The following is a 15,203-nucleotide window of genomic DNA, read 5'->3' as shown; positions in this document are numbered from 1 at the left end:
GGAGCTGGGAACAGGGAACCCTCCCCTCGCCCCTCCCCCTCCCTGGAGGGGAATAATTGATAATTTCTGGATAAGAATTGATTTTATTTTTGATTTTTGGAGATATCTAATGATGGATCAATCCTCTCTCCGCGTCCCCGCGTCCCCGTATCTACCTCAACCCGTCAATTCAAAATTGACAGACCACTAGTCCTCCTTCAGCAAAGCTTGGATTTCTTCTAATTCTGAGGCAATGGCACTATCAACTTCTCCTTCAAATTCTGTTTCTATCTGTTTGGGAGGAGTTACTTCTTGACTATCTTGAACATCAATTTCTTCTTCCTCCCCTTCTGGGAAAATTTCTTCGATCAAGTATTCAGCTAAGTCTTTGATATTAGACTTTTCAAACAAGGTAGCTGTGCTGATGGAAGAATTAAAAGTAGAACTCAACAGATTTCTTAGCTCAACTGCCATCAAGGAATCCATTCCCATTTTAAAGAATCCTAACTCCGGATCTGGAAGTTTAGATTTCGATAATCCGATAATTTTAGCTACATCATTTTGCAACTGCTCAATGAGTATTTCGTTCCGTTCACTTTCTGGAGCTTGATGAAGTTGTTCTAACAATTCCGATTTACGTCCGGAAGTCTGTTCTCCATCTGTTGCTTCTGAGTCTCGTGAAATTTCTTGCAGAAACGATCGTTTACCTCCTAGTTCATAGAGGTCTTTAAATAAATCCCAATTTATATCTGCTACTACTGTTTGAGGGTTATTGCTGGTTAATACTTTCTCCAAGGCAGCTATTGCTTTTTCTGGATCTAGTGGTTTTACGCCCATTTGGTTTAACCAATTCATGGCCTCTCCTTCTGCCATTCCGCCTCCTGACCAAGGCCCCCAATTTATGCTATAGGTTGGTAATCCCAGAGATTGTCGATAATAAGTTAATCCATCTAGAAAATTGTTGGCTGCTGCATAGTGAGCTTGAGCTTTTGAACCCCATACTGATGCAATGGAGGAGAAATTCACAAAAAAGTCTAGCTCAAGGTTCTGGGTTAATTGATGTAGCAACCATCCTCCTATTACTTTTGGACGGAGTATGGCTTCAAGTTGAGAAAGTTCCATCTCCTGAAGCAGGTTCAATCCTACCAGTCCTGCTGCATGAATTACTCCTTTGAGAGGTGGTATTCCTTCTTCTACTTGCTTGAACACTCTCTCCATATCTTCTTGAACAGATACATCTGCTTGAGTTACAACTACTTCTGCTCCTTGTTTCTCTAAACTATTAATCTTCAATTGTGCTTGCTCTGATGGTTGAGAGCGACCAGTTAATACTAGATGTTTACATCCCTTCTCTACTAACCATTGAGCTATGCTCAATCCTAATGATCCTGTTCCCCCAGTAATTAAATAACTTCCTGACTCACTGAAAGATATTTGCTGAGACTCTGCTAAGAGTTTTCTTTCTAAACGAGCTACATAGATTTCTCCATTACGGATGGCCAGTTGATCTTCTTCTTGCTCTTCTTCTAGTAGCTGTAGTAGTGTTTCTGCTTCATTTTCATTTGTGGACGATGCCTGGTCTAAGTCTAGTAGTCCTCCCCATAGTTCAGGATGTTCTAGAGATATGACTTTTCCTATTCCCCATAGTGGGGTTTGAGCTATTGCTACTTCTTCTACAGGCAACACGGACTGGGAACCTTTGGTAATTAACCACAGTTGAGATGAGGGTGAGTTCAAATCCCAGTGTTTTTCTATAGCTTGCATTAGATGCAATACACTACCACAACTATACTTTTGTGCTGACTCTAAAGCTGACTGAGTTAGTTGTTGAGAAGCTGTAGTTTCTAGACTCCACAAGTGAATTATTTTCAGATTTTCCCCAACATTTACCTTTGCATCTTGGCAAAAACTGGCAAAATCTGCTGGACTAGATGGGTTTAACTCCCAACTTCCTGTTTCTTTTTGCTGATAGGTTTCCCCTCTAAATACCATCAAACAGCGATCGCCTCTTTCCTCTAGGATATTTTTCAGTCTTTCACCTACACCATCTTTATCGCTGAATATTATCCAATTTTTCGACAGTTGTTTTCTCTGTTCTTGTCGAGGACTTATTTTTTTCCATTCCACTCCATAGAAAAGTTGTTGTAATGAAACATCGGAGTAATGTAGTGGATTTTGGAGAATTTCTTGGTTCCACTTATAAATTTCATCTACTGACAATGACTCTTGTTTTTGAGCTGTCATTACTACATAACTGACTAGCCCCTTACGCAACATTTTGTATAAATTGTCATAAGATTGCAACCCTACTCTCGCATTTTCGTTTAAATTACTTTTCTTACATACATAGTCGAGATTCTCTGGAAAATTAGGATCGTCTAAACCATTAGCAATCTCCTTGCTAATATCTACATAACGTAGAATTTTGATCTGACTTTCTGATAGTAAATATAGCCATTCTTTTTGAGTTATCAGATAAGACGAGTGAGCATCATAATCAATATCAAATGAAGCGTTAGAGATAAAGTCTGACATGACGAAATTACCCCTATCTTTTAAGTGATTTTTGATGTTTAAAAATAGTTCCTTTTTCTTTTTGATATGACAAATCACTTCAAATCCATATATCAAATCGTAATTATCTGGAAACTCATCCTGAGAACTATCTCCATTAACAATTTTTGCCCTATCTTGTAGGTTTAATTCACTAATTTTTTTGTTTCCTAATTCTACTTGCCTATCTGATATTGTATAGCCACAAAGGTTTAAATGATTATACTTTTCACCTAAAGTCATTAAGTCGGTTCCATGACCACAACCAATATCCAGAACTTTCTGACAAGAATCAAAATCTACTTTCTGCCAACCTATATTTCTAATTTCTTTCTGGGCAGTTGATGCTAATTTATGATATTTCTGTTCGCTTTTCAACTTAGCAAATAAAACCCAGGAAAATCCTTTGATAATTCCTGGCAAAGGAATATAGTTCAAAATTGCTTCTTCATCCATAAAAGAAGCTAACTCATCATAATAATCACCAACTATATCCCGTTGATTTTGGAGATTTTTTTGATGCCTAGTCGTTAAAATATTTAACAACTTAGGTAATAATTTTTGTTCCTCTTCTGTTAATTCTTCAGATAAATTTAGTTCTTGAATTAACTCTTCTGCATCACCTCGATTAATTAGTTCAAAAATTAAATTTGAACTTTGATTAGTAGTATTTTGCTGTTGATTTTTCGGAGCATCTACCCAATATCTTTCTCGCTGAAATGGATAAGTTGGCAATTCTACTTTCTGATGAGAATAATCTCCCTCAAAACCTAACCAATCTACCTTAATACCCTGTACATATAACTGTCCTAAACTTGATAGTATCTGTTGCCATTCATCTATCCCCGGACGTAGTGACGGCAACCAAATACCACTCTCTTCTGCTACACATTGACGTCCCATCCCCAGCAATATTGGCTTCGGTCCAATTTCCAGGAATAATTGATATCCTTGCTCATTTAGGGTTTTCATACTCTGAGCAAATCTTACTGGTTCTCGGACATGACCCACCCAATATTCAGGAGTAGCAATTTCTGCACCTATTTTTTCTCCCGTTACATTAGAAATGAGTGATATTCGAGGTTGACTATAAGTTACTTCCTGAGCTACTGCTGCAAACTCCGCCAACATTGGCTCCATTAATGGGGAATGAAAAGCATGGGATACCTGTAATTTTTTGGATTTTACTCTTTGAGATTTTAATTTACTACAAATGGCTGTTATCGCTTCCCTTTCACCAGAAATTACTATACTTTTCGGTCCATTAATTGCTGCTATTGCCACTTTAGAACTATACTCGCCTATAGCTTCTATTACTTGAGATTCTGATGCTAACAAAGATACCATTTCACCACCGGAGGGTAACTGCTGCATCAACTTGCCCCGCATGGCGATTAATTTCAGACCATCTTCTAAACTGAATACTCCTGCTACTGTTGCGGCTACATATTCTCCCACACTGTGGCCTAGCGCCACATTAGGTTTAATCCCCCAAGATTCCCATAACTTAGCTAGGGCGTATTCTATTGAAAATAAAGCAGGTTGGGTATAAGCTGTTTGGTCTAATAAAGAAGAACTTGACTTAGAATAAAGAACTTCTAATAGAGGTACTTCTAGATATTCTTTTAGAATTTCATCGCATTGGTCTAGAATTTTCCGAAATGTTGCTTGAGTCTCATATAGTTGTCGTCCCATATCTACATATTGAGAACCCTGCCCAGTAAACAGAAAAGCAATCTCCTTCTCCTGACTTGCTACCTTTCCTCTGAACACTCCATTTGTGTCATTACCTTGAAGAAAATCTGCTAATTTTTCCTGTAAATCGCTCTTTGACTCGGCTACTATCGCCACCCTTTCTTCAAAATGTGTTCTCCCTGTATTAGCAGTGAAGCATATATTTTGTAGCGATAATTCAGTTTTTGATTCTAAATAACCTTGATATTTTTTTGCTAATTCCTGCAGTGCTATTTCTGTCTGTGCTGAGAGAGTTAAAATCTTTTGGGGAGGCTCCAGATTATCATTTTTTTCAACTTTAACCTCTTCTGGTTCTTCAAAAACGATATGAGCATTGACGCCACCAATACCAAAAGAACTTAAACCTGCACGTCTAGGAATCTCTTCACCCGATTCATTCTTTAATCGTTTCCATTCTTGATTTTCCTCTATGAGATAGAAAGGAGTATCTTTAATATTTATCCGTGGATTTAATCCTTTGAAATTGACAATTTTTGGCAGTTTTTTGTACTTCATTGCTAATAATACTTTGATTAATCCAGCAATTCCTGCCGCTCCTTCCAAATGCCCTATATTACTTTTTACTGCTCCTATACCACAGTAGGGTTTCTCTGTTTTTTCTACTCCATACTGACTATAAAGTTGTTTGTAGGCTCTCTTCAAGGCATTAATTTCTATGGGGTCTCCCAATGGTGTGCCTGTACCATGGGATTCTATATAAGATACTGTATTCGGGGAAACATTGGCGTTAGTATAGGCCGATCGAATTACTTGAGCTTGAGAGTAGACATTGGGAGATGTGATCGTCCTCGCCTTACCTCCGTGGTTAATAGCACTCCCTTGAATCACACCATAAATCCGATCGCCATCTTTTCTGGCTTTGGCTAGAGGTTTTAATAAAACTACTCCTGCTCCTTCTCCCCTCACATAACCATCAGCATCACTACTAAATGTTCTACATTGTCCAGTAGGCGATAACATCCCCAATTGACTCATCTGGATGTATGTTGTTGAGGTGAATAATACACTAATCCCACCTACTAATGCCATCTCACATTCTGATTCTTTCAGGGATTTGAGTGCGTAATGAACAGCCACTAGGGAACTCGAGCAAGCTGTATCTATAGGAATACTTGGACCGTGGAAGTTAAAAAATGAAGATATACGGTTGGGAATCATACAAGTCCAAGTTCCTGTCCCACTATGACCCTCTACATTATCTTGATTTTGGTTCATCAACAGAATAGAGTCATAGTTACACGCCCCTATAAAAACACCTATGTCTTTTCCTGAAAGTTCAGATGGTGAGTAACCTGCATCTTCTATACAAGACCAGCTCAATTCCAACATAATTCTATGTTGTGGGTCTATTTTTTCTGCTTCTCTGGGAGATATTTCGAAGAACTGGGCATCAAACTGGTCTATACCTTCTGTTAATCCTGCCCATTTACTAATTGTTTTATGGGGTCTTTCAGGATGAGGAGAGTAATATTTTTCTACATCCCATCTTTCGGCAGGAATTTCACTGATACTATTTATGCCTTGTTCCAGATTTTGCCAATACTCGTTGTAGTCCTTGGAACCGGGAAGTCTACAAGCGATACCTATAATAGCGATTTGAGAACTGTGCATGTTTTACTTACTTTGATTAATTTTGATTATTTCGTTCGGATAACAATTTTATTTCTACAGATGTATTATTCTGTAAGAATTTCTCGGGGATAATTTTATTTTATTTTGTTTTTGTTTCAGAAATACTTGGTTAGCGATAGTTCCACAATGAAGTGACAGGTGAGGATGTACTTGCATCCATTATCTTTTAAAGATTGAACCTCCATACAGCCATTCTATATATTGCTAAGATTTATCTGATTGTTTCACTGGTATTGAATAGTAGTTGTCCACTCCGATGCTCATGTCCAACATACTTAATCCACACATTCCTATTAGTATTCCTATTTCTACACTAGTTATCGGATGCCACGATAATAGTAAAGATATTGCTATTAGTTTGCCTATGGCTATTATGCCTATGGCTATTAGGACATTAAATGTATAGTGTTTGTTCTGTAGACTTTTTATATAGTCTTTTGATCTGGTTTTTGACTTTTGATCTTTAGCTACCTGAACAGATTTTTTTGTTACGTATATTTGGGTTGACATCAAACTCTTTCCTTTGTCATTTTTTGATCCAAAATCACCTGTTTGGTACTTACACCTCTAGGCCACTATTTTATGTTTATGAGTCTAGGAATTTTATGTACGGTTGTTAACAACAATCAGATTCTATCATTAATGTTTTAAAATTCAAACCTTTGATCGTAAATTTATGGTTTGTTGGACAAAAGACAAAAATACTATCATAAGTAACCGAGCATGGCACAAAAAATCTCTACCATTAGAGATCGGTAAAGCCTAATCCTAGTCTAAGTCTAAGGAAGTTGATCAAGATGTTAACAGAATACCCGCAGCATATCGTATCTTGGTGTCCTATGGCAATGCTAATCAATATTGATCATTTTCTTTGTGGGTTTAATACCCCACCGTCAACGGGGGTGTTCACGCATTACTTGGGGGAGCGAATCCCCATGTAATTTTCCTCCTGTCTCCTGTCTCCTGTCTCCTGTCTCCTCGTCTCCTTCTTCAAGTAATGTATCTTTCCTGATATCAGCTACCTTTGTATGTAGCCTCGCTATTTTTAGCTGTGCTTTTTTCCAGTTATTGGAAAACTTGGTTTTATGTCTGTTAAGGTATTGAAGTCGTGAGAGTTTAGCTTCTAACCTCCTTTTGATTTAGCCCCTTCAAAAACTTCACCAGTGGATAAAGTAGCTAGAGATTTTATACCTAAACTAAATCAACACCAACTACATCTACTGATTTCTCAGTAATTTGAGTTTCTTTCTCTCTAGAATTGAAACTGATGAACCAACGGTCGGCTTTTCGGCTAATAGTTACAGACTTAGGAGTAATATTATCTGGCAATATTTCGTAAGTTTTCACCCATCCAATTCTTGGTAATTTAATCTGATTAAAACCGACTGTAATTGAACCATCTAAAGTAAAGCTATCATCTTTACCTTTTTTCTTGAATTTAGGTTGACCAGACACTTTTTTAAAGCAACGCTTCCAAGATAACGATAAATACCTTAAAGCATATAAAATTAATATTAAGCAGTTTATAGTTAGAGAAAGCTATGTTTAATTTTCTCGGTGGAAAATATATCATCAGGAAAATTTTTTAGGAGAAGTTAGTTGCAACTTAGCTGAAAGTTTTGGCTACTCACTGAATTCCTAATATCATGTCCGCTTAATTGACCATAATCAAAATTTTGGTAGGGATGCACTACCAAAATTTTGCTATATCTTTTATCTTTTCGCCCTGCCTTGTGTTAATCTACAAGTATAGTTTTGAGCACGGGATTTTTTGATAATTTTACCTTGATAACATGAAGTCGTATAAGCGATAGCTATCAGTAAAATTAAAGCGCGTCAAACATTGTACATTGGCTTGACTTCCTTCTAGATTATATCCACCTGCGAGTGCAGTCTTTAAACATAGCTTCAATACCCAATTCTATGTGTCTGCCAAAAACTCAAGTTTTGATTTGTCCCTGCCACTACTACAGCAGCAATGTAATTAGATTCAGGAATAAACTGATGTAAATACCAACGGGAAGCTTCTTGAAAATCTCCATTAATACTAATAAACTGTATTGGTTGTTCTGGTTTTAAACAAACTTCGACTTTTTCCAATCCTCCTGCTAACCCATCTCCAGTAGCTTTTAAATAGGCTTCTTTACAAGTCCATATTTTGAAGAAAATTTCTTGTTGCTGTTGAGGAGGAAGCTGACTAATAAGGTTGTATTCTTGGGAAGTAAAGAAACGTTTTGCCAAGGCTTCAGCATCATTCATTGGGCGAATATATTCTAAGTCAATACCAATTAAATTAACTGTGGTAATAGCATATAAAGCTAAATCTTGAGAGTGAGATAAATTAAATAATATAGAGGTATCTGGTAAGTAGGGTTTGCCTCGTTCACTATAAGTAAATTGTAATTTTTTAGGTTCAATATTTAAGTAACAGCTAAGGATTTTTCTGAGTGTTCCTCTGGCAATAATAAAACGATTTTTATCTCGTTCAAAATAAAATTTTTTGGCTCTATCTATTTCGTCTGAGGATAAGATTTTTGATAATTCTTCAATTTCAGATGGAGGTGATTTTAGATTTTTACTCCAAATATGAACATGATTTGGTGATAATTCTAATTTTTGACCTAGAGGTAGATGTGAAAAAAACATTGATTACAGATTGATCAGATATTTTACTGGAAATATGGAAGGTTTCTAAAGGATTTTTATGGGTTGCAAAAATAATTTGATATGATAACTGGACAGTACAAAGTTCTCAGTAGAAAAAACATTCCCCACTAAAAGTCGGGGAATGGTGCATACTGGTTAATGATTCTTAAATTTGACCAGCTAATCTCTATTATGCATATAATACGTCGGATAGAGCAAATATTGATCGACTTACGTCCAGTGTTTAGTCGCGATGCCACTTATGAATGGTTTGTGATCCTGATTTGGGGAATTCTTTTATGTAGCCAACATCGGGCAGTTACCAGCGATCTCAACGCTGTAGGACTAACACAAAATTACTACACTCAAGCTTTACACTGGTTTCATTCAAAGGGGATTAGTGTCCAAAAATTATCCACCATGTGGCACAAATGGTTAATCACTCACCCAAAAGTCCATCTTCTCAGAGGTCAACCAGTTTATGTAGGTGATGGTATTAAAGTCGGTAAGGAAGGAAAAAAAATGCCTGGTGTGAAAAAACTGCATAATGAATCAGAAAATGTAACGAAGCCAGAATGGATACGAGGCCATTACTTTGGGGTCATTACCATACTCTTAAAAGCAGGCTCTTGTTTGAAAGCAGTTCCTGTGACTTTGGGATTGCCAGATGGTATCAAGACGACTGAGGATGATCAAACTACAATAGTAGATTGAATGTCTACTTTGTGCGTAGAACTTATCCATGCTGGTAGCTATATCATCCTTGATGCTTACTTTGCTTCTAAAAATTTGATTGAAGAGTTTAGGAAGCACAAGCTACAGTTAATTACCAGAGTCCGAATCAATGCAGTCGGCAAACATGCTTTACCAACACCACCGCTCAAACGCAGTCGTGGTAGACCTCGCGTCTGGGGTGAATCAGTCAAGTTACGGAAATTGTTTGATGAGAAAGATTCCTTCACTACAGAAACTCTACTACTTTACGGTCAGATGGTGTCTCTCAGATGGCGTTGTATAGATTTACATTGGGATTGTCCCCTTCAAAGAGTGCGCTTTGTATTGGCTGTGTGGCCGGAGGGCAAACAAATAATTCTGCTTTCAACTGATGTCACTCTATCTGCAACCGAAATTTTAACCGCTTACAGTTGGCGTTTTCAGATTGAAGTCACTTTCCGTAACTTGATTCAACTCTTGTCTGGTTTTAGCTATCAGTTTTGGATGAAAGATATCACCCCGACTCAGGGGTGGCCGAAAGACTTAATTCTCAGTCGATATCCGAAGAAACATCAGCAACAGGTTAAAAGAAAAGTTGAAGCAATGGAGCGGTTTGTACTGATCAACACTATTGCACTAGCTGTTTTACAACTGCTGAGTTTAGAGATGCCCATGATCATATGGAAAGACTTCCCCGGTTGGTTTCGTACTCTACCATCCAATGGTTATCCGAGTGAACAGATAGTTCTACTGACACTCGCCGAACATAGGAAGAAGATTTTAGCCAAAAGTAGGTCGGGTCTACTGAGTGACAAAATTCTTAAATGCTCGATCGCCATTCACCAGACAGTCGAATCTGGAGCATTTTGTCACATGAAACCAACTGTTTTATGAAGAAAAAAACTTTTTACTGTCCAGATGATAAGTATAGTAAAAAAAATGTACTTATATCATGTGCGGTTGAATACTGATAAATAACGACGGAGGAGGACCGAGTCAGAAGTCGGGAGGAAAAAAGAGGGAAGAGGAGAAGAAAGTTTTTTATCATGCTATTAAACGAACATGATATTATATGTATTCAAAGAAATGAGGCCACAAAAATTACTTCAGAGAATTATTAATAACTGTCTTGTAATACCTAAAGTTAAAGCTAGAAAACTCGGAAATGGAAATAAAACAGGTCAGCAGACTGATCCGCTGAAATATAGCAGTCGCCTTTATTGTATTTGACATATCAAAAGCTTAAAACTCAGACAACGCCAGATTTTTCCTTATTCCTTATTCCTTCTTCCTTCTTCCATGATGTTTTGGCGACTTATTCCCTTACTAACGACAACCGGCAAGTTACAAATGGCAATAGATGAATGGTTGCTACACCAACATCTGCAAGGAAATATTCCACCAACTCTCCGCTTTTACACCTGGCAACCTGTGGCCATTTCTCTGGGTTATCATCAACGACGTTATCCTGAATATTGGCAAAATCTGACTTGGCAAGGCAAACCGATAGATATTGTCCATCGTCCTACTGGTGGCAGGGCGGTTTTGCATCAGGGAGATTTAACTTATAGTGTTATAACTTCTGGTTTTCCTGGCAGTCGTATTGAGTCTTATCAGGCTATTTGTGAATTTTTAATAGTGGGGTGGCGATCGCTCGGTGTGGACTTAGTTTATGGCAGTGCGGGAAGAGGTTATATCCACAACCCTAACTGTTTTGGCACTTCTACTGGTGCAGATTTAATATTACCTAATGGTGGAAAATTAATCGGTAGTGCCCAATTGAGAAAGGGTAGGGCAATATTACAACATGGTTCTATGATTTTAACGCCTGATGTTGAATTTTTTAGTTATGTTTTTAACTCTCAACCTTCTCCTGGAGTTTTTGATATTTTTACATCTGTTTTATCTGCCGTCGATAGGAGAGAAGTTATGATTAATCGGATTATTGAAGCATTAGTTAGAGCAGCTATGAAATGTTTTAAAATTCAGCTAATTACAGAACCTTTATCTGAGAGAGAATGGATAGAAATTAAGAGTTTTTCTGTTTAGGTGAAGCTAGTTATTAATATGTAGAGGGAAGGCAGAAGGCAGAAGGGAATTTGATTTTTGGAGAGGTCTAATGATTGTGATATCAAATCCGCTTAATCTCGGTATAAAAAAATGTCCTATCTTCAGCCATTGCCAAATCTTTCTTTATCTCCTGACCTCCCCATCTCACCCTCTATTTTTAAATAGATACCAAATGGGTTCTATAATTCCCATTCGTCCCGACTCCTGAGGACTGACTCCTGACTCCTACCCTTTCCAAAAGACTTTTTCAGCAAAACCTAATTAGTTCGTTTCTGCAATATATTCCAATCTGTTCTCATGAGAAAATCCCAATCTCGTAGTGCTTCTCGTGACCATAACCAGTTTTGTCTAAGTTGGGGAATATGATATTCTATTGCAGCTTCTTTCATTACTTTTGTCCGATATTGTAAAGCTCTCAACCAGCGTTCTCTTTGCTCATTTCCTTGATAAGTTTGAGCAGATTTCATCATTACTAATCCAATACCTGCATAGGCATTAATAGCATCTTTTTGTTCAACTTCTGGAGTTGGTAAAGCCTCAATTGAAATGTTACGCAGTATTTGTGTTTCTGGTGCAATTTCTCCTGATAATTTTAATACTTTTAACCAAGAATCATAAGCTTTTTTCAGGTCTCCTTTGGTATAGTAAGCAAAACCTATAGCATTCTGATATGGAATAGAATCAGGGAGTTGAGCGACGGCTTTTTCCCAGTAATATATAGCTTCATCTACAGTATAATTTCTATTTCCATATTGGGCTAATTCCCAAATTAATCGACCTTGTAAAAAAAGTATGTCTGAGTCAACATTTTGCTCATTATTACCTGCTTTTAACACAATCTTAAGTGCTGCTTTTGCCTCTCTAAAAGCACCTCTATTTAATAAAGACTCTACAGCTTTTTTTCCAGCTTGAATATCATTTTTATTAAATTGTTCAATAGCTAGTTGTTTGTCTGCTTCTACAGTATTGGCACTATAATTAATTGGTTGCTCTTTATCATATCTTTCCAGGTTAATTGGATCGGGAGTTATAGATATAGTTTTTGAAGAAAGTATTGGTCGATTTTGAAATAACCAAACACCACTTAGAGTGAATAAAACAGCAATTAGATGTGAAACTATTCTACCGGGAACTGAGTTAAAAAAAATGATAGTTTTTTCAGAATTTTGTGTCATTTTGATGTCTTTGATAATTATCAACCTTCGGTGGTAGAAGTTAGAAGGGAGTAAAAAATAAAAATTATCTGACTCTTTTGCCTGCTTAATACTCTACTTTTTTTGAGAATGCCTAAAGAAGTTTTCAAGTAGAGAAGCAAGGAGTGGATAGAAATTTGAATTCTCCCTTTCTCCTACCTCCTCCTTTATTATTTTTCCAGCTGCTCACTCTTGTATTCCGACTCTTTTTTAAATTAGTCATTAGCCAATTTAAAAATAAACCGTTAGTATATCTAATTTTAATCTACTACTAAGCAATATCTTCAAACTGCTTATTCTGTTGAACTGGCTGTTTGTGATATCGAAGTCTCAATAATAAACCCCAATCTTGACGAGCCATGGGAGACCACAACCAACTTTTTTGCAATTGTTGGATATGAAACTCTTTGCCAGCTTCTCTCATAACTTTACTAACATATTTTAAAGCTCGATCAGGAGTTTTTTGTAAATTTTGAGCTGATTTTAGCATGATTAATCCCAGACCAGCATAAGCATTCATAGCTTCTCTTTTCTTGACAGATAAATATCTTCGGTCATTATTATAAACAGGACGAACTTTTTCCATTTCTGGAGTAATTTCTCCTGACAAATGCAATACTTTTAACCAAGCTCCATAAGCTTTTTCCATATCTCCTTTAGTGTAATAAGCAAAGCCTAAAGCATTTTGATATTTAATTTTTTCTGGACTTTTGTCAGCAGCCTTTTCCCAATAACTTATAGCTTCATCTATCAGGTTATTTTGATTTCCATCTTGGAAGATTTCCCAAACTAATCGACCTTTAAGAAAATTAATTTCTGGATGGTCGTTGAGTTGAGTAGGCACAGCAGCGATCGCTTCTCCTGCTTTTGCTAATTCTCCTCTTTCTAGTAATATTTCTACAACCATTTTGCCAGCCAGAATATCATTTTGCTTAAACTGTCTAATTGCCAGTATCTGTGCTTCTTGGATGCTACTATTTTTTTCATTAACATTAACAAGTCGAACCCTATTATAGTCATAATTAATCCCTGGGTCTGGGGCTTTAGGAAGCAATTGAGAATTCACTTGTGACAGTCTATTGAAAGTAATTGTATTAGTACCAAAAGTTAACATTACTAATGATGCTGCAGATACTAATATTTTTTTCCAGGAAAAATTATGAGACTTTTTATGAATATTTTGTGTAGTTAATACTGACTGAACTTGTGTTACTATTTCTTCTTGTTTTTCATAGCTTTGATTACTGAGTTGTTCTCTTATTTCTCTTTCTTGCAATAACTCTTGGAGAGTCTTTACTTGAGCTTGATTATTGGTATTCTGCCAATTAAGATTATCTGTTTGAGGTTCACTAGGAAATTCCTCCATATTCTCTAAATCGATATTTGGTTTTACACCAGTTGAATCTTCTGGCGACTCTGGTGATGCAATTTTTTCTTCAACAAATTCCTCAAAAGGTTCAACAATTTTATTGGTCAAGTTGCTGGTTTTTTGAATCAGACAACCATCAAACTCTGAATGTAGGTAGACAACAGGTAATGCCCAATAAAGTTCATGTGAACCGTAAGCAGAAATCAATCCTTGTCGTGCCCGACTCAAACTTAAGTCTATTGGATAACCTTGATTGAGATTTCGATAAAAAAGTCGTGTCAAACTTAGGGAAACCTCATCTGGAATGCGTTCTGCCATTGCTAGCACTCCCGGAATACCACGTTTAACTAGCGCTTCTGCTAAGTTGAGAGTTACTTCATCATCAGTGGGGTTAACTAAGTGGTTGTAAGCGCCTCGACATGAATTGAAAACCGCCATCTGAATACCATTATTAACTAACAACCCTGCTAAGTCTCGACCACTGAGACTTTCTGTTAACCCTGTTATATTGCTGACTAGAGATATTTCACCACCAGAAATACCCCAGTTGCTATGACCTGCATAGTGGAAAACCTGATATTTACCTTGCTCTAAACGTTGAGTAAGTTGTTCTCGTCCAGGTTGCCTGAGAATATCCAGGTGGATTTGAATTTCTCCACTATTTCTTTGTAGTTCTTGTTGCAACGCCTCATATTCTTTTTCTAGTTGCAGACTATCTTTATCGCTAGGAGCAGCGATCGCCATTAAGATTTTTAATGGTTCTTCTGGAGTTCGTGTCCGGGTTTGTTTAGGTAAGCAAGTATTAGGTTGATAGCGAGAGAACATTACATCAGTACCAGTAGCAAGGGGGCGATCGCCTGCATGGAGTACCTCCCAAGGCAAACTGGATATACGTCTGTCTTTAGTCCCCAGACGTAACTGTAATACCTCTCCTCGATTATGAGCTATTCCTTGAGCGCAACTCCAGCTATCTCTCAGGGTGTCTTTGAATAGCTCTTGATACATTTCTTGGCCTAATGCTACTAAATTTGGACTTACCACTTCCCCAGACCTGGCCACAACCTGACTAGGGATAACTACCTGAGTGTTGGACTTTCCTTCTAGGAGATCGAGTAATGGATCGCGAAATAGGTGACGTGCTTGGGCTAACCATTGTTCTATAGGCCATTCGACAATTTCTTCAGCCACTAACCCACCAATAGGTACTTTTTCTGTCCGAACAAAGTATTCGTCTTCTCCCAGGGGAGTAATTGAAATATGAAATTCCTGTGTCACTTATTTTTTATCCTTCT

At 37.2% G+C, this 15,203-nt stretch carries 8 protein-coding genes; 3 read left to right on the top strand and 5 right to left on the bottom strand.

The features are described from left to right. Window positions 1-186 precede the first annotated feature (186 nt). The 3 genes from D5R40_RS33980 to D5R40_RS33970 form a co-directional block, all read right to left on the bottom strand. Window positions 187-5,898: a type I polyketide synthase gene (locus D5R40_RS33980; RefSeq protein WP_124155950.1), complete on the bottom strand. Its 5,712-nt coding sequence runs from the start codon at window positions 5,896-5,898 to the stop codon at window positions 187-189. A 1,212-nt stretch (window positions 5,899-7,110) separates the two neighbouring features. Beyond that, a complete protein-coding gene (locus tag D5R40_RS34130) occupies window positions 7,111-7,374 on the bottom strand; it encodes a transposase (RefSeq protein ID WP_134239692.1) in 264 nt (87 codons plus the stop codon). A gap of 453 nt (window positions 7,375-7,827) precedes the next feature. After that, window positions 7,828-8,565 (bottom strand): 4'-phosphopantetheinyl transferase family protein, encoded by a 738-nt coding sequence (locus D5R40_RS33970; RefSeq protein WP_124144789.1) that lies wholly within the window; start codon window positions 8,563-8,565, stop codon window positions 7,828-7,830. Window positions 8,566-8,757: 192 nt separating this feature from the next. Between D5R40_RS33970 and D5R40_RS33965 the strand changes: the two genes are divergently transcribed. The 3 genes from D5R40_RS33965 (at window position 8,758) to D5R40_RS33955 (ending at window position 11,328) form a co-directional block, all read left to right on the top strand. Beyond that, complete coding sequence (locus D5R40_RS33965) at window positions 8,758-9,279, top strand: hypothetical protein (RefSeq protein WP_124155949.1); 522 nt, start codon at window positions 8,758-8,760, stop codon at window positions 9,277-9,279. Then, window positions 9,280-10,173, top strand: a complete 894-nt coding sequence (locus D5R40_RS33960; RefSeq protein ID WP_124155948.1) for a transposase — start codon at window positions 9,280-9,282, stop codon at window positions 10,171-10,173. It abuts the gene before it with no gap. Window positions 10,174-10,581: 408 nt separating this feature from the next. Next, entirely contained in the window at window positions 10,582-11,328 is a 747-nt protein-coding gene (locus tag D5R40_RS33955) for a lipoate--protein ligase family protein (protein WP_124144813.1), read from the top strand. 278 nt (window positions 11,329-11,606) lie between these two features. Here D5R40_RS33955 and D5R40_RS33950 read toward each other — a convergent pair whose 3' ends face one another. Continuing rightward, window positions 11,607-12,524, bottom strand: coding sequence for a tetratricopeptide repeat protein (locus D5R40_RS33950; RefSeq protein WP_124144792.1), 918 nt, complete (start codon window positions 12,522-12,524; stop codon window positions 11,607-11,609). 289 nt (window positions 12,525-12,813) lie between these two features. Next, window positions 12,814-15,186 (bottom strand): CHAT domain-containing protein, encoded by a 2,373-nt coding sequence (locus tag D5R40_RS33945; RefSeq protein WP_124155947.1) that lies wholly within the window; start codon window positions 15,184-15,186, stop codon window positions 12,814-12,816. Between the last annotated feature and the right edge of the window lie 17 nt (window positions 15,187-15,203).

Source organism: Okeania hirsuta (assembly GCF_003838195.1).
Classification (GTDB): Bacteria; Cyanobacteriota; Cyanobacteriia; order Cyanobacteriales; family Microcoleaceae; genus Okeania; species Okeania hirsuta.
Note: the sequence above shows the minus strand (reverse complement) of the source record. Positions and strands in the feature narration are given on the sequence as shown.